Origin of the sequence: Kineococcus sp. NPDC059986 (assembly GCF_040702905.1) — a bacterium.
Lineage (GTDB): Bacteria > Actinomycetota > Actinomycetes > Actinomycetales > Kineococcaceae > Kineococcus.
In genome coordinates, this window is sequence record NZ_JBFBND010000001.1 from 171,885 (window position 1) to 193,701 (window position 21,817).

The window sequence follows — 21,817 nt, forward strand, 5'->3', positions numbered from 1 at the left end:
CGCCTTCTCATGTCCGGCCCAGGAAGGCTGCGGTGTCGCCGGTGACGCGGGAGGAGACGGCGGCCGCCAGCCCCGGGTGCCGGGCGAGGTCGGGATCGACCTCGACGAGGGTGCGGGCGCGGGTGCGGGCGCGTTCGATGACGTCGGCGTGCTGCAGGACGCCGAGCAGCTGCAGCGAGGATCGCTCCCCCGACTGCGCGGCGCCGAGGACGTCGCCCTCGCGCCGTTCGGCGAGGTCGAGGCGGGCGAGCTCGAACCCGTCGCGCGTGCGGGCCAGGGCCTGCAACCGACGTCCCGCCCGCGAGTCCGGGCTCGTGCCGGACAGCAGGAGGCAGGTCCCGGGCAGCCCGCCGCGGCCGATGCGGCCCCGCAGCTGGTGCAGCTGGGAGATGCCGAAGCGGTCGGCGTCGACGACGACCATGACGCTCGCGTTGGGGACGTCGACCCCGACCTCGACGACGGTCGTGGCGACGACGACGTCGAGCTCACCGGCGGCGAAGCGCCCCATGACGTCCTCCTTCTCGGCCGGCAGGAGCCGCCCGTGGAGCACCTCGGTGCGCAGGTCCGCGGTCGCGGGGTGGGCGCGCACGACCTCGACGACCTGGGACACGGCGGCGGGCGGGCGGGGTTTCGGCCGGCCGCCGGCACCCCGCGCGGGGGGCGGGGGTTCCTCCTCGTCCTGCGCGTCCTCGGCCCCGTCGGCGAGGTCGTCGTCGTCGGCGTCGATGCGGGCGCACACGACGAAGGCCTGGCGCCCGAGCGCGGCCTCCTCCGCGATCCGCTGCCAGGTCCGGTCGACCCAGGCGGGCCGGTCCTGCGGGACGACGACCGTCTGCACGTCGGCACGACCGGGCGGCAGCTCGTCGAGGACGGACGTCTCCAGGTCCCCGAACAGGGTCATCGCCACCGTGCGCGGGATCGGCGTCGCCGTCATGGCGAGCAGGTGCGGGACCCCGCGTCCGGTCTCCACCGCCTTGCGCCGCAGCACGTCCCGCTGTTCGACCCCGAAGCGGTGCTGCTCGTCGACGACGACGAGGCCGAGGTCGGCGAACTGCACGCCCTCCTGCAGCAGGGCGTGGGTGCCGACGACGATCCCGGCCTCCCCGCTCGCGGCCGCCAGCAGGGACTCGCGACGGGCCGCGGCCCCCATGGACCCCGTCAGCAGCACGACGCGGGTGCCGCGCGGGTCCCCGCCGAGGAACCCGCCCGCGGCGAGGTCGCCGAGGGCGCCGGTGATGGACCGCAGGTGCTGGGCGGCGAGGACCTCGGTGGGGGCCAGCAGCGCGGCCTGCCCCCCGCCGTCGACGACGGTGAGCATGGCCCGCAGCGCGACGAGCGTCTTGCCCGACCCGACGTCACCCTGCAGCAGCCGCTGCATGGGGTGCGGCCGGGCCAGTTCGGCGGCGATCTCCTCGCCGACCCGCCGCTGGGCGCCGGTCAGCGGGAAGGGCAGCCGCTCGTCGAAGGCCGCTGCGATGCCGTCGGGCGACGGTGTGCGCGGCACGGCGGTCTGGACGGCCGTCGAGGCGCGGCGCAGGGCCAGCGCCGTCTGCAGGACGAACGCCTCCTCGAACCGCAACCGGTCCTGCCCCTGCGCGAGGTGGGCCCGGTCGCGGGGGCGGTGCACGGCCTCCAGCGCGGCCAGCGGCGGCAGCAACCCCTCGGCCGCGGCCACGTCCTCCGGCAGGAACTCCTCGACCCCGGCGTCCGGCCCGGCGGCCGCGAGCGCGTCCAGCAGCGAGGCGACGCTGGCGCGGACGACGTAGTTCGGGCAGGTCCGGGTGGCCGGGTACAGCGGGACGGGCGCCTCGGCGCGGGCCCCGGCGTCGTCGCCCTCCTCGAGGGGTTCGAAGACCGGTTTGTCCAGCTGCCAGGTCTCGCGGAACCGCCCGGCGCGTCCCGTGGCCAGGACGAGCGAGCCCACCGGGTGCTTGTTCAGGAGGGGGCCGAACTGGTGCGGGTTGGCCATGAAGAACGTCGCCGTGATGCGGTCCCGGCCGTCCGAGAGCGTCACGACCGTCCGCCAGCCCGTCTTGCGCTGCAGGGCCTGCGGTTTCCCGATGTCCTGCACCTGCGCGACGATCGACACGTCGTCGCCGACGACCAGCTCGCGGATCGGGGTGAGCTCACCGCGGTCCTGGTACTTGCGCGGCAGGTGCCACAGCAGCTCCCGGCCCGTCTCCAGCCCGAGGTCGCTCAGCCACTTCGACGGGTTGGCGTTCTTGCTGGTCCCGTCCCCGGCCCGGGGCACCAGGCTGGACAGCGGGGCGTCCAGGTCGAGCACGCGGGCAGGCTACCCGCTGCGACCCCCGAGCTCGGGTCGCGCCACCCCGACCCACCGCGGGACCTGCAGCTACCGCCGGGCTTCGACGACCCGGTCACGCCCGGCGCGCTTGGCGTCGTAGAGGGCCGCGTCGGCACGGCGGACGAGCGCCGCGACGGGCTCCCCCACCGCGGCGCGGGCGGTGCCCACGCTGACGGACAGGCCGTGCTCACCGTGACCGGGCACGGTGCAGGCGGCGACGGCGTCGCGGATGCGGTGGGCGATCCGGGTGAGCTCGGCGTCCCCCGCGCCGGCCGGCCCGTCGTCCTGGTCCACGAGCACGACGGCGAACTCGTCCCCGCCCAGGCGCCCCACGACGTCCCCGGCCCGGCAGGCCGCCCGCAGCTCGACCGCGACCGCGCGGAGCACGGCGTCCCCGACGGGGTGGCCGTAGGAGTCGTTGACGGCCTTGAACCGGTCGAGGTCCACGAGCAGCAGACCCTGCGCGGTGCCGTCGGCCACGCGCGCGGCGAGGGCCGCGTCGAAGGCCCGACGGGTCAGCAGTCCGGTGAGGCCGTCCTCGGCCGCCTCGGTGCGCAACCGCGCGAGCAACCGCTCCTGCCGCTCCCCGGCGCGGGTGAGCAGGAACGTCACGAGCCCGAACGTGGCCAGGTGGGCGGGAGTGTCGCGCAGGACCCCGACGGTCCCCTCCTCCAGGCCCAGGAGCACCGCGTCGGCGACGACGGCCTGCGCGGTGAGCAGCCACGCGGCCGGTGGGCGCAGGTGGAAGGCGGCGAACAGCGCCGGCCAGCCGAGGTAGATCTGCGCGCCGAACGAGGCGTCGTCGGTCCACAGGCACAGCAGCAGGACGACCCCACCGGCGAGGGCGGCGAGCCCGGCCGGCCCCCCGGAAGGAGCCCGCCGGGGCCACAGGACCATGGCGAGCGCGAGCAGGCCGACGAGGGCGGCGCTGCCCCCCGTGACGAGCCAGCCCCCGGCTCGGGTGCCCATCGTCTCGGGCGAGACGATGCCGTTGCCGAGGGCGTACAGGCAGCCGATCGCCGTCATGGCCCCCACGGCCCGCGCGGCGGCGACGTGGTCGCGCGCCGCCCACCACCGTCGGCCCGGTGACGGGGGCCGGGACGGGTGACCCGCGGCCGGCGGCTGCGGGGGTCTCGGCACCCTCGGACCATCGGAGCGCGGGGCTCGCGGCTGGAGCGCGGGCGCCGGTTTCACCCGGGCGGCCCTCCTCGGCTATGGTGTTCGACGGCGTCCGGACGGCCGGACGCCTGCGCCTCCCGTCCTGGAGGGCGCACTCATCGTTCGACTTCAGGAGTTCCCCGTGGCTGCCACCTGCGACGTCTGCGCCAAGGGCCCTGGCTTCGGCAAGAGCGTCTCGCACTCGCACCGGCGGACCAACCGCATGTGGCTCCCGAACATCCAGCGGGTCAAGGCCACCGTGAACGGTTCCCCGAAGCGCCTCAACGTGTGCACCTCCTGCCTGAAGGCGGGCAAGGTCACGCGCTGACCACCTTCCCCACGACGAAGGGCCGGATCCTGCGGGATCCGGCCCTTCGTCGCATCCGGGGTCGTGGCCCCGGGCTCACCGGCTGAAGTGGTCCCACCCCGTCGCCCCGACCCACGGCCGGCCGTCGACGAGGACGCGGTCCGCACCCGCCGGGACCACGCGCCCGACGGCCCGGAACGGCACCGGGAGCGGCACCTGCGGCGGGAAGCACCCCAGGAGGGCGTGGTCCTCCCCGCCCGTGAGGACGTGCCCGATCCCGAGGTCGCGGGCCCACTCCCCCAGCGCGCCGTCCGTCGTGAGCTCCACGGTGACCCCGCTGGCCGCGGCGATCCGGCCGGCGTCGCGCAGCAACCCGTCGCTGACGTCCATGAGGGCGCTGGCGCCGGCGAGCGCCGCCACCGGGCCCGCCTGCACGGGAGGGTCGGGCCGGCGGTGCGCCGCCACGAGGTCGTCCTCGACGGGTCCGCGGGGGGCGTTGCGCAGCAACAGGTCCAGGCCCGCCGCCGACCGGCCCAGCACCCCGGCGACGGCGACGACGTCGCCCGCGCGTGCGCCGGAGCGCAGGACGGGCGGGCGGCCGGCGAGGTCCCCGAGGGCCGTGACGGAGACGACGACCTCGCTCGCGGCGGACAGGTCACCGCCGACGACGACGGCGTCGAAGCGTTCGCAGGCCGCCGCGACCCCGCGGGCGAAGTCCTCGGCCCAGGCCACGGGGAGGTCGGTCGGGACCGCGAGACCGATGAGCAGACCGGTGCACCGGCCACCCATGGCGGCGACGTCGGCGACGTTCTGCGCGACGGCCTTCCAGCCGACGTCGGCGCCGGTGGACCAGTCGCGGCGGAAGTCGCGGAACTCGACGAGGACGTCGGTGGTGGCCACGACGCGTCCGTCCGGGGCAGCCACGAGGGCGGCGTCGTCGCCGGGTCCGAGCAGGGCCTGCGTGGGCATGAGCGGGACGACCCGGGCGAGCAGCGCCTCCTCGTCGAGGTCCCCGACCCGCACGTCCGCTCCCACGGGCGGGCACACTACGGGGCGATGTCCAGCACCCCACCGAGCACCCCACCGAGCACCCCGCCCAGCACCCCTGCCCGCCCGGGGCGGCTCGTCGTCGGGCTCGTCGTGGTCGTCCTGGCGGCCGTCGCCGTCTGGGTCTACGTCACGGGCTCGCGCGGGGTCGAGGCCGCGCCGGACGCCGGCGACCCCGCGTGCGCGCCGCTGCTGCGCGCGCTGCCGCAGACCCTGGACGGCCTCGGGCGCACCCCGCAGGGGGCGACGGGGGTCGCGGTGTGGGGGGACGACCAGGTCGTGCTGCGCTGCGGCGCCCTCGTGCTCGGGCCGACGACGAAGGCCTGCATCCCCGTCGGGCCGGACGGCGGACCGTCCGTGGACTGGGTGCAGGACGCGAGCAACGACCGCGCCGTCCGCTTCCTGACCTACGGCCGGACCCCGGCGGTCGAGGTGACCGTCCGCTTCGGCCCGGGCCTGACGCGCGACCAGGCGACGTCGCAGCTCATCGACCTCGCCGGTCCGGTCTCGGCCGTCGAGCAGACGCGGACCTGCCTCTGAGCGCTCAGCGCAGCCCGGTGGGCCGCTGCAGCGCCAGCTTCAGGAGGTGGTCGACGAGCTGGGGGTACTCCACACCCGTCGCGGCCCACATCCGCGGGTACATCGAGAACGGGGTGAAACCGGGCATCGTGTTGATCTCGTTGACGACGATCCCCCCCGCGCCGTCGGTCTCGCGGAAGCGCTCGACGTCGACGAAGAGGTCGACGCGGGCCAGCCCCTCGGCCTCCATCGCCTCGAAGACCCGCACGGCCGTGCGGCGCACGGCCGCGGTGACGTCCTCGGGCAGGTCGGCGGGGCACGACAGCCGCACGCTGTCCGCGTCGAGGTACTTGGCCTCGAAGTCGTAGAAGTCGTGGCCGCCGACGACCTCGACCTCCCCGGGCAGGCTGGTGAGGGGGGCACCGCCGGCGAGGTCCTCCAGGACCCCGCACTCGACCTCGCGACCGCGCAGGGCCGCCTCGACGACGACCTTGGGGTCGTGCGCGACGGCCTCGGCCACGGCGGCCTCGAGCCCGGAGCGGTCGGTGACGCGGGTGATGCCGATGCTGGAACCGGCCCGCGCGGGTTTGACGAAGACGGGGTACCCGAGCGCCTCGACCTCGGCGACGACGGCCTCGCGCTCGGCCTCCCACCGCTTGGCGCGGAAGGACGTCCACGGACCCACCGGCAGCCCCTGCCCGCCGAGGAGCAGCTTCATCACCTGCTTGTCCATCCCGGCCGCCGAGGCCAGGACACCGGACCCCACGTACCGCGTGTCGGACAGCTCGAACAGGCCCTGCAACGTGCCGTCCTCCCCGAAGGGACCGTGCAGCAGCGGCAGGACGACGTCCACGGGCGCTCCGAGGTCCTCACCGGAGAACGTCTGCAGCGCACGGGAGTCCACGTCCTGCGACAACGCGACGGACGGTCCGGCGGCGGGCACCTCGGGCAGCTTGCCGTCGGTCAGGGCGAACCGGGCGGGGTCGTCGTCGACGAGCACCCAGCGGCCGCTCGTCGTGATGCCGATGGGGACGACGTCCCACGCCGACCGGTCGAGGGCGGCCAGGACCCCCGCGGCGGTCACGCAGCTGATGGCGTGCTCGGAGGAACGGCCACCGAAGACGACGGCGACGCGCGGGCGGGGCGTGGGCTGGCTGCTCATCGGCGCCGACCCTACCGGCGGTGTGGTTGGGTTCCCCCGTGCCGCAGAACGACGCCCCCTCCGTGTCCCGCGCTCCCCGGCAGGACCCCCCGCTCGCGCCCGCCACCGTGGCCGTCGTGGCGGGCCGCCCGGGCCGTGCCCTCGACAGCGAGCTGAACACCCCGGTGTCCCTGTCCGCGACGTTCGTGGGCGGTGGGTCGCTGGGCCCCGCGGCCCTCGGTTACGGCCGCTTCGCCAACCCGACGTGGGAGGCGCTCGAGAGCGCCGTCGGCCGGCTGGAGGGCGGCCGCGCGCTCGCGTTCGCCTCGGGGATGGCGGCCGTGGCGGCCGCGCTGCACCTCGTCCCGGCCGACGGCACCGTCCTCGTCCCGCACGGCGCCTACAACGGCACCCACTCCCTGACGGCGCTCCTGGCCGCGCAGGGCCGCCTGCGGGTGCTGCCCACCGACATCACCGACGTCGACGCGGTCCGGACGGCGCTGGCGGGGGTCGAGGGCCCGGTCGTGCTGTGGCTGGAGTCGCCGACCAACCCGCTGCTGGAGGTCGCCGACCTGGCCGCGCTGGCCGCGGCCGGCCACGAGCGCGACGCGGTCGTGGTGGTGGACAACACGTTCGCCACACCGCTGCTGCAGCGTCCCCTGGAGCTCGGTGCCGACGTCGTCGTGCACTCGGTGACGAAGTTCCTCTCGGGCCACTCCGACGTCGTCCTGGGCGCCGTCGTCGCGCGCGACGAGACGCTGCTGGCGGCCCTGCAGGCGCACCGGACCCTGCACGGGGCGATCCCGGGCCCGCTGGAGACGTTCCTGGCCCTGCGCGGGCTGCGGACGCTGCCGCTGCGCCTGGAGCGCTCGCAGGCCAGTGCCGCCGAGCTCGCCCGGCGCCTGCAGGCGCACCCGGCCGTGACGCGCGTCCGTCACCCGTCCCTGCCCGAAGACCCCGGGCACGCGCTGGCCGCCACGCAGATGGCCGGGTTCGGTGCGCTGGTGTCGATCGAGGTCGTCGGCGGCGCGCCGGGGGCGGACGCCGTCGTCGACGCGGTCCGGCTGTGGGTCCCGGCGACGAGCCTGGGCGGGGTGGAGTCGCTCGTCGAGCGGCGCCGCCGGCACGCCTCCGAACCCGCCGTGGTCCCGCAGGACCTGCTGCGCCTGTCGGTCGGCGTCGAGGACGTCGAGGACCTGTGGCGGGACCTGTCCCGCGCTCTGGACGCCGCGCTGGCGCACGCGAGCGCCTGAGCGGGAACAGGCCGGGCGTGTGACACGCTGGACCACACGGGACACGCCCGGCGAACGTCCTTGACAGGCTCTATCTCATCCATGAGATACCGTGGCCGCATGGCAGTCTCCACCGAGCAGCTCACGCCGACCAGCGACCACCTGTCGCAGATCGGCGCCCTCATCCGCGACGCACGCAAGCACCGAGGCCTGACCCAGGTCCAACTCGCCGAGCGCCTGGGCACCTCCCAGAGCGCCGTGCACCGCATGGAGCAGGGCCAGCAGAACGTCTCCATCGACATGCTCCAGCGCGTCGGGCACGCCCTGCAGGACGACATCGTCTCGATCGGCCGCCCCGGTCCGACGCACCTGCGCGTCCACGGCGGCGTCAAGCTCTCCGGCAGCATCGCCGTGAAGTCCAGCAAGAACGCCGGGGTCGCCCTGCTGTGCGCCGCGCTCCTCAACAAGGGGCGCACGACGCTGCGCGGGGTCGCCCGGATCCTCGAGATCCACCGCATCCTCGACGTCCTCGGCAGCATCGGCGTCAAGTACGAGTGGGTCAACGAGGCCGACCTCGTCCTCGACGTGCCGAACGACCTCGACCTCGAGGCCATGGACGGCGAGACCGCGCGCCGCACCCGCAGCATCATCATGATGCTGGGCCCGCTGCTGCACCGGTTCGACGAGTTCGCCCTCCCCTACGCCGGCGGTTGCGACCTCGGCACCCGCACCGTCGAACCGCACATGGTCGCCCTGCGCCCCTTCGGCCTGCAGGTCACCGCGACCACCGGCAACTACCACGCGGTCGTCGACAAGTCCGTCACCCCGCAGCGCCCGATCGTCCTGACCGAACGCGGCGACACCGTCACCGAGAACGCCCTCATGGCGGCGGCGCGCATGGACGGCGTCACGACCATCCGCAACGCCAGCCCGAACTACATGGTCCAGGACCTGTGCTTCTTCCTGGAACTGCTCGGCGTCCGCATCGAGGGCATCGGCACGACGACCCTCGTCGTGCACGGCGTGCCCGACATCTCCGTCGACGTCGAGTACGCGCCCTCGGAGGACCCGGTGGAGGCCATGAGCCTGCTCACCGCGGCGATCATCACGCACTCCGAGCTCACCGTGACGCGCGCGCCGATCGAGTTCCTCGAGATCGAGCTGGCCATCCTCGAGGAGATGGGGCTGCGCTACGACCTGTCGCCGGAGTACACGGCGGCCAACGGCCGCACGCGCCTGGTGGACATCACCGTGCACCCCTCCGAGCTCAAGGCGCCGATCGACAAGATCCACCCGATGCCGTTCCCGGGGCTGAACATCGACAACCTGCCGTTCTTCGCGGTCATCGCGGCGAGCGCGGAGGGGTCGACGACCGTGCACGACTGGGTCTACGACAACCGCGCGATCTACCTCACCGAGCTGAACCGCCTCGGTGCGCGCGTGAAACTGCTCGACCCGCACCGCGTGCTCGTCGAGGGCCCCACCCGCTGGTCGGGCGCCGAGGTGCTGTGCCCGCCGGCGCTGCGTCCCGCCGTCGTCGTGCTCCTGGCGATGCTGGCGGCCAAGGGCACCTCGGTGCTGCGCAACGTCGACATCATCGCCCGTGGTTACGAGCAGCTCGCCGAGCGCCTGACCCCGCTGGGCGCGCAGATCGAGACGTTCCGCGACTGACGGTCCCGCCCCGACGCACCAAGGCCCCCGCACTCACCGAGTGCGGGGGCCTTCGCGTGGGGCCGGGGTGGTCGGACGGGGGTTCAGGCCTTCTTGGCCGTGCGCCGGGCCGTCGTCGCGGTCTTGGCCGGGGCGGTCTTCTTCGCCGCCGCCGTCGTCGTGCGGGCCGCCGGCGCCGTCTTGCGGGCGGTCGGGGCCGCGGTGCGGGTGGCGGGCGCCGCCTTCTTCGTCGTCGTCGAGGCGGCCGTCTTCTTGGCCGTGGTCGTGGTGGGGGCCGCGGGGGCCGACCCGGTGGAGGTGGTCCGCTCCTTGGCGGCGGCCTGGAACGCCCGCAGCGCCTTGGTGTCGGAGACGACCTCCTTGAACGCGGTGCCGGGCCGGAACCGCGGGACCGACGTCTTCTTGATCTTCACGGCCTCGCCGGTGCGCGGGTTGCGGCCCGTGCGGGCGTTGCGGGCCTGCTTCTCGAAGGTGCCGAAGCCGCTGATGGCGACCTTGTCACCCTTGGCGACGGTGAGCGTGATGAGCTCGACGATCGCCTCGACGGCGGTCACGGCCTGCTTGCGGCCGCCGAGCTTGCCCTCGAGGGCGTCGACCATCTCTGCCTTGTTCACGGGGCTCCTCCTGGGGGTACCGGGCGCTTCCGAACCGATCATCTCCTCGCGCAACGGATCGCGCAGGGCCGAGCAGGAGCCCGACGGGGCAAACGGTACGACCGCGGATCACCGGAGTCCACCACCGGGTCGGCGGCGAGTCGTTGCGCCGCAGCACTCCTCGCGACCCCCCGACGTCCTCGCCCTGCGCCGCAGGGGCTTCCCGACCGAGCCCGACCGCACCCGGGGGTGTGCGCCGGATCCGTTGCGGCACAACGCACCAGGACGCAGAACGGCCCCGGTCCCGCTGCGCCGCAGCGGGGTCCGGGGCCGGTCGGAACGCCTCAGGCGGTGGGCGCCAGCGGCGTCGTCGTGGGCTTGAACGACGGCCGGCGCGTCTCGAAGTCGGTGATGGCGTCGGCGTGGCGCAGGGTCAGGCTGATGTCGTCCAGCCCCTCCATGAGCCGCCAGCGCACGTACTCGTCGACCTCGAAGGGCGCCGTGAAGTCGTCGACGCGCACGACGCGCTCGACGAGGTCGACGGTCACCTCGGTGCCCGGGTGCGCCTCCAGGGCCTTCCAGATGAGGTCGATGTCGCTCTGGGACACGACGGCCGCCAGCAGCCCCTGCTTGCCGGAGTTGCCGCGGAAGATGTCCCCGAACCGGGGCGCGAGAACGGCCTTGAACCCGTAGTCCCGCAGCGCCCAGACGGCGTGCTCACGGCTCGACCCCGTCCCGAAGTCCTGTCCGGCCACGAGGACCGAACCGGGCCGGTACGGCTCCTGGTTGAGCACGAAGTGGGGGTCGGAGCGCCAGCCCGCGAACAACGCGTCCTCGAAGCCCGTCTTCGTGACGCGCTTGAGGTAGACGGCGGGGATGATCTGGTCGGTGTCGACGTCCGTGCGCCGCAGCGGGACGCCGACCCCGGTGTGGACGGTGAACTTCTCCATGACGGCCCCTCTCAGGCGACGGGTTCGGGCGCGGTCTCGCGCGCGGGTTCGAGGTCGGCGGGCGAGCTGAGCGTCCCGCGCACGGCCGTGGCGGCCGCGACGAGCGGCGAGACCAGGTGCGTGCGACCGCCCTTGCCCTGGCGGCCCTCGAAGTTGCGGTTGGAGGTGGAGGCGCAGCGCTCCCCCGGGGCGAGCTGGTCGGGGTTCATGCCCAGGCACATGGAGCAGCCGGCGAAGCGCCAGTCGGCCCCGAACTCCTTGAACACCGTGTCCAGCCCCTCGGCCTCGGCCTGCAACCGCACCCGGGCGGATCCGGGGACGACCATCATGCGGACGTTCTCGGCCTTCGTGCGCCCGCGCAGGACGTCCGCGGCCGCGCGCAGGTCCTCGATGCGGCTGTTGGTGCACGAGCCCAGGAAGACCGTGTCGACGGCGATGTCGCGCATGCGCTCGCCGCCCTCGAGGCCCATGTACTGCAGGGCCCGCTCGACGCCCTGCCGCACCCCGTCGTCGCCGATCCGGTCCGGCACCGGCACCGAGCCGGACAGCGGCACACCCTGACCGGGGTTGGTGCCCCACGTGACGAAGGGTTCGAGCGTGGCGCCGTCGAGCACGACCTCGGCGTCGAACTCGGCGTCGTCGTCGGTGCGCAGCGTGCGCCAGTACTCGACCGCGGCGTCCCAGTCGGCCCCCTGCGGGGCGTGCGGACGGCCCTGGAGGTACTCGAAGGTCGTGTCGTCGGGGGCGACCATCCCGGCGCGGGCGCCCGCCTCGATCGACATGTTGCAGATCGTCATCCGGCCCTCCATCGACAGGGACCGGATCGCCTCCCCGCGGTACTCCAGGACGTAGCCCTGACCGCCGCCGGTGCCGATCTCGGCGATGACCGCGAGGATGATGTCCTTGGCCGTCGTCCCGGGCTTGAGCTGCCCGTCGACCGTGATGGCCATCGTCTTGAAGGGTTTGAGCGGCAGCGTCTGCGTCGCGAGCACGTGCTCGACCTCCGACGTCCCGATCCCCATGCCGAGGGAACCGAAGGCGCCGTGCGTGGAGGTGTGCGAGTCGCCGCAGACGACGGTCATGCCGGGCTGGGTCAGCCCCAGCTGCGGGCCGACGACGTGCACGATGCCCTGCTCGGCGTCGCCGAGCGGGTGCAGCCGGACGCCGAACTCGGCGCAGTTCTCGCGCAGCGTCTGCAACTGCTTGGCGGAGGTCTTGTCCTCCAGCATCGACAGCGGCCGCTGGATGTCGGCCGTCGGCGTGTTGTGGTCCTCCGTGGCGATCGTGAGGTCCAGCCGGCGCACGGGGCGCCCGGCCAGCCGGAGCCCGTCGAACGCCTGCGGGCTCGTCACCTCGTGGACGAGGTGGAGGTCGATGAAGAGCAGGTCCGGTTCCCCGGCCTCGCCCTTGCGGACGACGTGGTCGTCCCAGACCTTCTCCGCCAGCGTGCGTCCCATGACCGGCTCCCCTCTTGCGTCTCACTCTTTGAGACGCCAGTATCGCTTCGTGGACAAGAGTAGCGGAGTCGGCGTCCTCGACAAGGCCGTGCTGGTGCTGGACGCCCTCGAGGCGGGGCCCGCGAGCCTGGCCCAGCTCGTGACGACGACGGGACTGGCCCGGCCCACCGCGCACCGTCTCGCGGTCGCCCTCGAGCACCACCGGCTCGTCAGCCGCGACCTGCAGGGCCGCTTCGTCCTGGGCGCCCGGCACGCCGAGCTGGCGGCCGCCGCGGGCGAGGACCGCCTCGTCGCGGTCGCGGGTCCCCTGCTGACGGCCCTGCGGGACGCCACGGGCGAGAGCGCGCAGCTGTACCGGCGCCACGGCGAGCACCGCATCTGCATCGCCGCGGCCGAGCGGCTGCACGGTCTGCGCGACACCGTGCCGGTGGGCTCGTCGATGACCATGCACGCGGGCTCGGCGGCGCAGGTGCTCGTGGCGTGGGACGACCCCGAGCGCCTCTCGGTGGAGCTGCTCGGCTCGCGCTTCGACGCCGCGACGCTGTCGGGGGTCCGCCGCCGCGGGTGGGCCCACTCCAGCGGCGAGCGCGAGTCGGGGGTGGCGTCGGTCAGCGCCCCCGTGCGCGGACCGTCGGGACGGGTGCTCGCGGCGGTGTCGGTGTCGGGCCCGGCCGAGCGCTTCGGCCGGCACCCCGGCCGCCGGCACGCCGACGCCGTGCTGGCCACGGCCGCCGCGTTCACGACCGCGCTCACGCCGGCGTCGTGAGAAGCACTGCCGGACAAGGGAAGAGGCCCCCGGTCGGTGACCGGAGGCCTCATCTGTAGCCCCGACGGGATTCGAACCCGCGCTACCGCCGTGAGAGGGCGGCGTGCTAGGCCGCTACACAACGGGGCCCTAGCTTGCAGTACAAGCGCTGGGGTACCAGGACTCGAACCTAGACTAACTGGACCAGAACCAGTCGTGCTGCCAATTACACCATACCCCATGGTGTTGCATCCGGGCGGAACCCGACCGGATGACACCACTGTAGCGGGCGGTCCGCCCGCTTCCCAAATCGGCTCCCCGGCGCCTCGTCCGAGCCGCCGGGTACCCCTCCTCAGAGCGTGGCGCGCAACCGCCGGAGCCGGGCCAGCGACGACTCGCGGCCGAGGATCTCCATCGACTCGAACAGCGGCGGCGACACCCGGCGGCCCGTCACGGCCGTCCGCAGCGGCGCGAAGGCGAACTTGGGCTTGACCCCCAGACCGTCGACCACGGCCGCCCGCAGGGCCGCCTCCAGGGCCGGCGTCGTCCACTCCGGCAGCCCCTCCAGGGCCGTCAGGGAGGCGTCGAGGACGTCCGCGGCCTCGGGGCGCAGCGCCTTCGTCGCGTCCTCCTCCAGGACGACCGCCTCGTCGGCGGCGAAGAGGAAGCCGAGCATCCCCGGCGCCTGCCCGAGCAGCGTCATGCGCTCCTGCACGAGCGGCGCGGCCTGGGCCAGGCGCGCGAGCTGGTCAGCGGTGGGGTGCTCGGGCAGGACACCGCCGGTCTGCAGGTACGGGACGAGGCGGTCGCGGAAGTCGTCGGCCGCCAGCATCCGCAGGTGCGCGGCGTTGATCGCCTCGGCCTTGGTGACGTCGAACCGCGCGGGCGAGGCGTTGACGTCCGCGACGTCGAACGCCGCCACCATCTCCTCGACGGTGAACAGGTCGCGGTCCTCGGCGATGCCCCAGCCGAGGAGGGCCAGGTAGTTCAGGAGCCCCTCGCGCACGAACCCGCGGTCGCGGTGGTGGAACAGGTTGGACTCGGGGTCGCGCTTGGAGAGCTTCTTGTTGCCCTCCCCCATGACGTACGGCAGGTGCCCGAAGCGCGGGACGGCCCGGGCCACCCCGATGTCGACGAGCGCCTCGTAGAGCGCGATCTGCCGCGGCGTGGAGGACAAGAGGTCCTCCCCGCGCAGGACGTGGGTGATCTCCATGAGCGCGTCGTCGACGGGGTTGACGAGCGTGTAGAGCGGATCGCCGTTGGCGCGCACGAGGACCGGGTCGGGGAAGGACCCCGCCTTGAACTCGATGGGCCCGCGGACGAGGTCGTCGAAGGACCAGTCCCGGCCCTCGGGCAGCCGCAGCCGCAACGTGGGCTCGCGGCCCTCCGCGCGGAACGCGGCCACCTGCTCGGGGGTCAGGTCGCGGTCGAACCCGTCGTACCCCAGCACCTTCGGCCGGCCCGCGGCCTCGTGCCGCGCCTCGATCTCCTCGGCCGTGGAGAAGGACTCGTAGAGGTGGCCGGCGTCCTTGAGCCGCTGCACGACGTCGTCGTAGACGGCGCGGCGCTGCGACTGCCGGTACGGGCCGTGCGGGCCCCCGACGTCGATGCCCTCGTCCCAGTCCAGGCCGAGCCAGGCCAGCGCCTCGAGGATCTGCGCGTAGCTCTCCTCGGAGTCGCGGGCGGCGTCGGTGTCCTCGATGCGGAACACGAGCTTGCCGCCCGTGTGCCGGGCGTAGGCCCAGTTGAACAGGGCGGTCCGGATGAGCCCGACGTGCGGGGTCCCGGTCGGCGAGGGGCAGAAGCGGACGCGCACACCCGAGGCGGGGGCGGCGTCGGCGGCGGGCTGGAGCGCGGTGTCAGTCATGGCGGGTGCAGCCTATTGCGCCCGTCGGTGCGGCCGCCCTGGAGCGCCCGCGGACGGGCTGCGGACGGGCTGCGGACGGGCTGGCGGGCCCGATCGGGTGAGCCCGGTGGTGGCGGTTGCGGCCACCAGGGTGGTTGCTGTCCGTCACGGGTGCTCCGTCCGGGTGGCGGGCCCGCTCACGCAGCGTCACGCGTGTCAGCGTCATCAGGACGAACCCGCTCCCGCCGCCCCCAGGAGACCTCCGTGAACCGCCGCTCGCTCAAGCCCTCGCTCAAGCCCTTCGTCGCCGCCGCCGGCCTGCTCCTCCCGCTGACCGCGCTGACCGCCTGCGGTTCCGTGTCGGCCGTCGCCGGCCTGCCCGCCGCGACGACGAGCCCCACCGCCACCGCGACGGCCACCCCGACGCCCGTCGCCGTGACGCCCGTGCAGAACGACCTCGCCCTCGGGTCGGCCCACCACGAGCTCCAGGCCGGCGGCATGACGCTGGCCGTGAACTACTGGTCGACCCTGGACATGGGGAAGTGGACGGCCGAGGCCGCCAAGCCGATCCAGCTCGCCGCGACCATCACCGGCCCCAACCTCGGGACGGCCAAGAAGCAGCAGAAGGCCTACGTCAGCAACTTCACCGTGACGAGCTCGCTCGTCGCCGCCGACGGCACCACGACGACCGGCCCCACCGTCCAGGACACCTCCCGGCAGACCCCGGGCTACCTCGCGATGGCCCCGTACGCCTACTCGACGTCCTTCGTCGTGCCCGCCGTCCCGGCCGGTACGCGCAGCGTCGAGATGCTCATCAGCTACGACGTGCTCGAGCAGAGCGCGCCGGGCGCGGCCGACTACTCCAAGCAGACCGCGACCGACACGATCACCGTCGCGATCGCGCAGCCCGAGGCGAAGTGACCCCTCGGGGTCTCACCCCAGGTCTCACTCAGGGGCGGTGAACGTCGTCGAGAGGACGCCGATCCCCTCGACCTCCACCTCGACGCGCTGCCCGGCCCGCACCGGACCGACCCCCGCGGGGGTGCCGGTCAGGATGACGTCGCCGGGCAGCAGCGTCATGGCCGCGGAGACGTGCGCGATGATCGAGGGGATGTCGTGCACCATGAGCGACGTCCGGCCGTCCTGGACGACCTCGAGGTCCACCCCCGTCCCGACCCGCGTCTCGATGCGCAGGTCCGAGGGGTCGAGCTCGGTCTCGATCCACGGCCCGAGCGGCGTGAACCCGTCCGCGCCCTTGGCCCGCCACCACTGCTTGTCCGGCCCCTGCAGGGACCGCGCCGTGATGTCGTTCGCGACGGTGTACCCGTAGACGACCTCGGCGACGCGCTCCTTGGGGACGTCCTTGCACAGCCGCCGGATGACGACGGCGAGTTCGCCCTCGTAGTGCAGTTCCTCCCCCGCCCACGCAGGGATGACCAGCGGGTCCCCGGGACCGGCGACAGACGTGTTCGGCACCGTGAACACCAGCGGTTCGGTGGGCACCTCGTTGCCGAGTTCCTCGGCGTGCGCGACGTAGTTCCGCCCGATCCCCAGGACCTTCGAACGCGGGATGACGGGCGCCAGCAACCGCGCGTCCACCAGCGGAACCCGCTCCCCCGTCGGGTTCAGCGGGCTGAACAGCGGGTCCCCGGTGACGACGAGGATCTCCTCCTCCCCCGGCGCGCCCTCGACGACGCCGTACCGCGGGTCCGAACCACTGGAGGAGAACCTGGCGATGCGCATCCCCTCACCCTAGTGAGCCCGCCGCGCGCGCCCCCGGGGTGGGGATCGTTGACGCATCCGGCTCAACCTAGGAGCCCACGGCGTCAACGAGTGCGCCGCGCCGAAGCCCCCGACGCCGCCGGGGTGTGAGGTCGTTGACGCATCCGGCTCGTCCTACGAGCCCTCGGCGCCAACGAGCGCGACGGGCTTGGCCGTCGACGCCGCCGGGGTACAGGGTCGTTGACGCATGCAGCTCGACCTATGAGCCCCCCGCGCCAACGAGCGCGACGGGCTCGGCCATCGAGAGGGCCGGGGGTCGGATTCGTCGACGCATCCGGCTCGACCTACGAGCCCGCGGCGTCAACGAGCCCGCCGGCGGGCGTGGCGAACCGGTGTCCACAGGTCGGGGACGAGGCCACTTGTCCACAGGTCTCCGGCGACGACGACACCGCGACCTCGCAGAACCGCGACGCTCCCGAGCATGCCCCGACGACGACCGTGCGACAGCGCATCCATCGACGACCTGTTCCGTGCCGGCCGAGGGGTGGTGAAACGCTCCGACCTCCTGGTGGCGGGGATGCCGAACCCCACCGTCACGCGGTGGTGCGGTGTCCGCGGGCGGTGGCAACGGATCCTGCCCGGCGTGGTCCTGGGCCATCGAGGAACTCCGACGACGGAGGAGCGCCGACGCGCGGCCCTCGTCTACGCCGGACCCGCAGCGCGCATCAGCGGCCAGCACGCCCTCGCGCTGCACGGGGCGCTCACGGCACCGCTGCCCCCGGACGCCCCCGTGCTCGTCGTCGTGCCGCAGGCCCGGCACCGCACCTCGGCGGACTTCTGCATCGTGGAGCGTTCCGAGCGCGACCCCGGTCACCTGGTGCGCCGCGGATTGCCCGTGACCTCCCCGGCGCGGGCCTGTGCCGACGCCGTCCGCGGTCACGACCTCAGCGCGGACGACGTCCGCGAGCTCATGAGCTCGGTCCTGCGCAACGACCGGTGCACGCTGCGCCAGTTGCAACGGGAGGTCCTCAGCGGTCCGACGCAACGCAGTGGCCCGGCGCGGGTGGCGCTCGGCGAACTCGGGGCGGGAGTCCGCAGCTCGGCGGAGGCGAAGGCTCTCCAGATCGTCGGGGCGTCCGACCTGCCCCAGCCCGAGTGGAACCAACCCGTGGTCGTCAACGGCGTCCTGCTCGGGGAAGCCGATGCGTACTGGCGCGAGCTCGGGGTCGTGCTCGAGATCGACTCGATGCTGTGGCACCTGGGTCCCCGGGCCCTGCGCCGCACGCAGGCCAAGGCGCGACGCTACGCGGCGGCGGGACTGACCCTCATCACCATCGCACCCGCGGATCTCCTCGCCGACCCCCGCGGGTTCCTCGAAACCCTCCGTGCAGCTCTCGCCGTCGCTGCGTCACGCCGGATCAGCTGAGACTCCCGCGATCTGGCCACGACGGTGAGGTCGTTGACGCTGCGGGCTCAACCAATGAGCCGGATGCGTCAACGATCCCACCCCCAGCGGGAGCGCCCCGCGTCAACGACCCCCAACCACCCCGAAGGGCGAGGCGGCGTCAGACGAGGCGGCGGAGCCAGCCGTGCGTGTCCTCGACGCGGCCGTACTGGATGTCCAGCAGCGTGTTGCGGATCGTCATCGTCACCTCGCCGGCGGTGCCGGTCCCGTGCGAGAGCTCGCCGTCGGGCGAGACGAGCCGGCCGACGGGGGTCACGGCGGCGGCGGTGCCGCAGGCGAACACCTCGGTGATCCGGCCCGACGCGACACCCTCGCGCCACTCGTCGATGCTCACGCGGCGCTCGGTCACCTCGTGGCCGAGGTCCTTGGCCAGGTCGATGATCGAGTCGCGGGTGATGCCCTCGAGGATGGTCCCGGTGAGTTCGGGGGTGACGATCGAGCCGTCGTCGTGGACGAAGTACAGGTTCATCCCGCCGAGTTCCTCGACGTACTTGTGCTCGGTCGCGTCGAGGAAGCAGACCTGCTGGCAGCCGTTGGCCGTGGCCTCGTCCTGGGCGGCGAGGCTGGCGGCGTAGTTCCCGCCGCACTTGGCCGACCCCGTCCCGCCGAGGGCGGCGCGCGTGTAGTTCTGCGACAGCCAGATCGAGACGGGTTTCACGCCCCCGGGGAAGTACGCACCGGCCGGGGAGGCGATGACGAGGAACTTCACCTCGTGCGCCGCGCGGACCCCGAGGAACGCCTCGGTCGCGACCATGAACGGCCGCAGGTACAGCGAGGACTCACCACCCGTCGGGACCCACGCCTCGTCGGCGCGCACCAACTGGGTGATCGCCTCGAGGAACGTCGCCTCGCCGACCTCGGGCAGCGCGAGGCGACGCGCCGACCGGGCCATGCGGGCGGCGTTCGCCTCGGGACGGAACGTCCAGACGCTGCCGTCGGCGTGCCGGTAGGCCTTGAGCCCCTCGAAGACCTCCTGCGCGTAGTGCAGGACGGCGGCCGCCGGGTCCAGCTGCAACGGCCCGTACGGGAGCACGGCCGCGTCGTGCCACCCGGAGTCGCGGTTCCACGTCGCCACCGCCATGTGGTCGGTGAAGTACTTGCCGAACCCGGGGTCGGCGAGGATCTCGGCGCGGCGCTGCTCGGAGACCGGCACGGCCGACGGCGTCACGGGGAACGTCAACCCGGTGGTCGACCCGGTCGTCGGGGTGGCGGTCATGGCGAGCTCCTCGGGAGTGCGTGGCGGGTGCTTCGACGGTACCCCGCCGCGGGGCGGGGCCCGGCGTCAGGAGACGGCGGCGGCCAGGGCGTCGCCGACCGCGGCGGTCGGGCGCTTGCCGACCTCCCCGGCGGCCCGGAGGGCGAGGTCGGCGGTCACGGCCGCGTCGACGCGGGCGGCGGCGTCGGTGTGCCCGAGGTGCTCGAGCAGCAACGCGACGGACAGCACGGCGGCGGTGGGGTCGGCGAGCTGCTTCCCGGCGATGTCGGGGGCCGAGCCGTGGACGGGTTCGAACATGCTCGGGGCGTTCCGGTCCGGGTTGACGTTCCCGGACGCCGCCAGCCCGATGCCGCCGGTCACGGCGGCGGCGAGGTCGGTGAGGATGTCGCCGAAGAGGTTGTCGGTGACGATGACGTCGAACCGCGCGGGGTCGGTCACGAGGAAGATCGTGGCCGCGTCGACGTGCAGGTAGTCGACCGCGACGTCGGGGAACTCCGCGCCGACGGCTTCGACGGTGCGCCGCCACAGGTGCCCGGCGTGCACGAGGACGTTGTGCTTGTGCACGAGCGTCAGCTTCTTGCGGGGCCGCACGGTGGCCCGGGCGAAGGCGTCGCGGACGACGCGCTCGACGCCGAACGCCGTGTTGACGCTGACCTCGGTCGCGATCTCGTGCGGGGTGCCGACGCGCAGGGCACCGCCGTTGCCGACGTAGGGACCCTCGGTCCCCTCGCGCACGACGACGAAGTCGATCTCACCGGGGTTCGCGAGGGGGGTCGCCACCCCGGGGAACAGCTTGGAGGGCCGCAGGTTCACGTAGTGGTCGAGGGCGAAGCGCAGCTTGAGCAGCAACCCCCGCTCGAGGACGCCGCTCGGCACGCTCGGGTCGCCCACGGCGCCGAGCAGGATCGCGTCGTGACCGCGGACCTCCTCCAGGACGCTGTCGGGCAGCGTCTCGCCCGTGCGGTGGTACAGGCGCGCCCCGAGGTCGTACTCGGTCGTCGCGATGCCCGTGCCGGACCCCTCGAGCACGGCGGACAGGACCTTGAGCGCCTCGACCGTCACCTCCTGGCCGATGCCGTCGCCGGGGATGACTGCGAGTCGCACGGTGTCCGCCATGCGCCGGAGGCTATCGGAGCGCCCGTCCCGACCACGCGCCTCGTCCACGCGCTTCGTCCACGCGTCCGGACCGTCCCCCCGTGGTCGGACACCGACCTCGTCCCCGGGCACGACGACCGGTCGGCCCACCCCTCCTACCCTGAGGCGGTGCAGGACGAGAACACCCGGCGCACCGTCTTCGACGCGGTGGTCGCCTGGACGCGGGCGAACTCCATCCTCATCGACGCCCTGCTCGCGCTCGCCCTGGCCGGGGTGAGCGTCCTCGCGACCGTCACGCAGCTGTCCCCGCTGGGAGTCGTCGTGGCCGCCGGGATGACCGTTCCGCTGGCGGTGCGCCGGCGGTACCCGGAGGTCTCCGGCGGACTCGTCGCGCTCTTCGGGCTGGTGCAGCTGGCGCTGCCGACGGCCTCCTTCGGCAACGTCGGGGTCCTCATGGCCGTGTACGCGCTCGCCGGTTACGGCCGGCGCTGGGCCTCCAGCGGGGGGTTGCTGCTGGGGCTGGCCGGGTCGGTGCTGTGCGCGGCGCGGTTCTTCTCCAGCACCGGGCTGGGCGGGGTCGTCATCCTCGCCGCGCTCATCGCGTTCTCCGTCGTCGCGAGCTGGTCGCTGGGCAGCCTGCGCCGCGCGCAGCGGCAGAACGAGCTGGCCCTCGTCGAACGGGCACGGCTGCTGGAGAACGAACGGGAGAACGAGTCACGGCTGGCGGCGACCGCCGAACGCCAGCGCATCGCCCGCGAGATGCACGACGTCGTGGCCCACTCGCTGTCGGTGATCATCGCCCAGGCCGACGGCGGCCGGTACGCGGCGCGGGCCGACCCGGCGCTGGCGGCGCAGGTGCTGGAGACGATCTCGGGCACGGGCCGGCAGGCGCTGACGGACATGCGGAACCTGCTGGGCGTCCTGCGGACCGGGCCGGGCGAGGACCGTGCACCGCAACCGGACGCGACGATGATCGGTGACCTCGTGGAGCAGGTCCGCGGCAGCGGTCTTGACGTCACGGCCGAGGTGGTCGGCCCGGTCCGCGACCTGCCACCGGCGATGGGTCTGGCGGCCTACCGGATCGTGCAGGAGTCGCTCACGAACGTCCTCAAGCACGCGGGCCCGCGCGCCCGCACCCGGGTGGAGGTGCGGTGGGAACCGGACGCGCTGCGGATGAGCGTGGAGGACGACGGACGCGGCGCGGCGTCCATGGTCCAGCCGAGCCCCGGCGGGCAGGGGCTCGTCGGCATGGCCGAACGGGCCCGGTTGCACGGCGGGACGGTCGTCAGCGGCCCGCGACCCGGAGGGGGTTTCTCCGTCCGGGCGACGCTTCCCTACAGTTCCTGAG

The 21,817-nt window shown here is 73.8% G+C and carries 19 protein-coding genes and 2 tRNA genes; 8 read left to right on the forward strand and 13 right to left on the reverse strand.

Annotation, left to right across the window (positions count from 1 at the left end):
- Positions 1-7 precede the first annotated feature (7 nt).
- Positions 8-2,284 (reverse strand): ATP-dependent DNA helicase RecG, encoded by a 2,277-nt coding sequence (locus AB0637_RS00790; protein WP_366169226.1) that lies wholly within the window; start codon positions 2,282-2,284, stop codon positions 8-10.
- Between the two features lie 69 nt (positions 2,285-2,353).
- Positions 2,354-3,445, reverse strand: coding sequence for a GGDEF domain-containing protein (locus AB0637_RS00795; RefSeq protein WP_366169227.1), 1,092 nt, complete (start codon positions 3,443-3,445; stop codon positions 2,354-2,356).
- 160 nt (positions 3,446-3,605) lie between these two features.
- On the opposite strand from AB0637_RS00795, the gene rpmB reads away from it, so the two are divergent.
- Positions 3,606-3,791: a 50S ribosomal protein L28 gene (rpmB, locus tag AB0637_RS00800; RefSeq protein WP_106208090.1), complete on the forward strand. Its 186-nt coding sequence runs from the start codon at positions 3,606-3,608 to the stop codon at positions 3,789-3,791.
- Between the two features lie 75 nt (positions 3,792-3,866).
- On the opposite strand, the gene AB0637_RS00805 is transcribed toward rpmB, so the two are convergent.
- The gene (locus AB0637_RS00805; protein WP_366169228.1) at positions 3,867-4,805 is read right to left on the reverse strand and encodes a thiamine-phosphate kinase; all 939 of its coding nucleotides are present in this window, start codon (positions 4,803-4,805) and stop codon (positions 3,867-3,869) included.
- A 21-nt stretch (positions 4,806-4,826) separates the two neighbouring features.
- On the opposite strand from AB0637_RS00805, the gene AB0637_RS00810 reads away from it, so the two are divergent.
- Entirely contained in the window at positions 4,827-5,357 is a 531-nt protein-coding gene (locus tag AB0637_RS00810) for a DUF3515 family protein (protein WP_366169229.1), read from the forward strand.
- Between the two features lie 4 nt (positions 5,358-5,361).
- Here the strand turns inward: AB0637_RS00810 and AB0637_RS00815 are convergent, their stop codons facing one another.
- Entirely contained in the window at positions 5,362-6,498 is a 1,137-nt protein-coding gene (locus tag AB0637_RS00815) for a D-alanine--D-alanine ligase family protein (RefSeq protein ID WP_366169230.1), read from the reverse strand.
- A 38-nt stretch (positions 6,499-6,536) separates the two neighbouring features.
- On the opposite strand from AB0637_RS00815, the gene AB0637_RS00820 reads away from it, so the two are divergent.
- Together AB0637_RS00820 and AB0637_RS00825 are read left to right on the forward strand one after the other, a co-directional pair.
- Complete coding sequence (locus AB0637_RS00820; RefSeq protein ID WP_366169231.1) at positions 6,537-7,730, forward strand: PLP-dependent transferase; 1,194 nt, start codon at positions 6,537-6,539, stop codon at positions 7,728-7,730.
- Between the two features lie 99 nt (positions 7,731-7,829).
- Complete coding sequence (locus tag AB0637_RS00825; RefSeq protein WP_366169232.1) at positions 7,830-9,380, forward strand: UDP-N-acetylglucosamine 1-carboxyvinyltransferase; 1,551 nt, start codon at positions 7,830-7,832, stop codon at positions 9,378-9,380.
- Between the two features lie 83 nt (positions 9,381-9,463).
- Here the strand turns inward: AB0637_RS00825 and AB0637_RS00830 are convergent, their stop codons facing one another.
- The 3 genes from AB0637_RS00830 to leuC all read right to left on the reverse strand — a co-directional run bounded on the left by AB0637_RS00830 (position 9,464) and on the right by leuC (position 12,380).
- Positions 9,464-9,994, reverse strand: coding sequence for an HU family DNA-binding protein (locus tag AB0637_RS00830; RefSeq protein ID WP_366169233.1), 531 nt, complete (start codon positions 9,992-9,994; stop codon positions 9,464-9,466).
- 323 nt (positions 9,995-10,317) lie between these two features.
- A complete protein-coding gene (leuD, locus tag AB0637_RS00835) occupies positions 10,318-10,923 on the reverse strand; it encodes a 3-isopropylmalate dehydratase small subunit (RefSeq protein ID WP_366169234.1) in 606 nt (201 codons plus the stop codon).
- 11 nt (positions 10,924-10,934) lie between these two features.
- A complete protein-coding gene (gene leuC, locus AB0637_RS00840; RefSeq protein WP_366169235.1) occupies positions 10,935-12,380 on the reverse strand; it encodes a 3-isopropylmalate dehydratase large subunit in 1,446 nt (481 codons plus the stop codon).
- 49 nt (positions 12,381-12,429) lie between these two features.
- Between leuC and AB0637_RS00845 the strand changes: the two genes are divergently transcribed.
- Entirely contained in the window at positions 12,430-13,146 is a 717-nt protein-coding gene (locus AB0637_RS00845; protein WP_366169236.1) for an IclR family transcriptional regulator, read from the forward strand.
- A gap of 56 nt (positions 13,147-13,202) precedes the next feature.
- Here the strand turns inward: AB0637_RS00845 and AB0637_RS00850 are convergent.
- From AB0637_RS00850 to gltX, 3 genes are all read right to left on the reverse strand, one after another.
- A tRNA-Glu gene (locus AB0637_RS00850) sits at positions 13,203-13,275 on the reverse strand.
- A gap of 19 nt (positions 13,276-13,294) precedes the next feature.
- Positions 13,295-13,366, reverse strand: a tRNA-Gln gene (locus AB0637_RS00855).
- Positions 13,367-13,477: 111 nt separating this feature from the next.
- Complete coding sequence (gltX, locus tag AB0637_RS00860; protein WP_366169237.1) at positions 13,478-14,992, reverse strand: glutamate--tRNA ligase; 1,515 nt, start codon at positions 14,990-14,992, stop codon at positions 13,478-13,480.
- A gap of 243 nt (positions 14,993-15,235) precedes the next feature.
- Between gltX and AB0637_RS00865 the strand changes: the two genes are divergently transcribed.
- Positions 15,236-15,892, forward strand: a complete 657-nt coding sequence (locus AB0637_RS00865) for a hypothetical protein (RefSeq protein ID WP_366169238.1) — start codon at positions 15,236-15,238, stop codon at positions 15,890-15,892.
- Between the two features lie 24 nt (positions 15,893-15,916).
- Here the strand turns inward: AB0637_RS00865 and AB0637_RS00870 are convergent, their stop codons facing one another.
- On the reverse strand, positions 15,917-16,714 hold the full coding sequence (locus tag AB0637_RS00870; RefSeq protein WP_366169239.1) for a fumarylacetoacetate hydrolase family protein: 798 nt from the start codon (positions 16,712-16,714) through the stop codon (positions 15,917-15,919).
- Between the two features lie 526 nt (positions 16,715-17,240).
- Between AB0637_RS00870 and AB0637_RS00875 the strand changes: the two genes are divergently transcribed.
- Complete coding sequence (locus AB0637_RS00875) at positions 17,241-18,119, forward strand: hypothetical protein (protein ID WP_366169240.1); 879 nt, start codon at positions 17,241-17,243, stop codon at positions 18,117-18,119.
- A 139-nt stretch (positions 18,120-18,258) separates the two neighbouring features.
- On the opposite strand, the gene AB0637_RS00880 is transcribed toward AB0637_RS00875, so the two are convergent.
- Together AB0637_RS00880 and AB0637_RS00885 are read right to left on the reverse strand one after the other, a co-directional pair.
- Entirely contained in the window at positions 18,259-19,374 is a 1,116-nt protein-coding gene (locus tag AB0637_RS00880; RefSeq protein WP_366169241.1) for a branched-chain amino acid aminotransferase, read from the reverse strand.
- Positions 19,375-19,440: 66 nt separating this feature from the next.
- Positions 19,441-20,490, reverse strand: coding sequence for a 3-isopropylmalate dehydrogenase (locus tag AB0637_RS00885; protein WP_366169242.1), 1,050 nt, complete (start codon positions 20,488-20,490; stop codon positions 19,441-19,443).
- Positions 20,491-20,637: 147 nt separating this feature from the next.
- Here AB0637_RS00885 and AB0637_RS00890 point away from each other — a divergent pair, with 147 nt between their 5' ends.
- A complete protein-coding gene (locus AB0637_RS00890) occupies positions 20,638-21,816 on the forward strand; it encodes a sensor histidine kinase (protein WP_366169243.1) in 1,179 nt (392 codons plus the stop codon).
- Position 21,817: the final 1 nt, after the last annotated feature.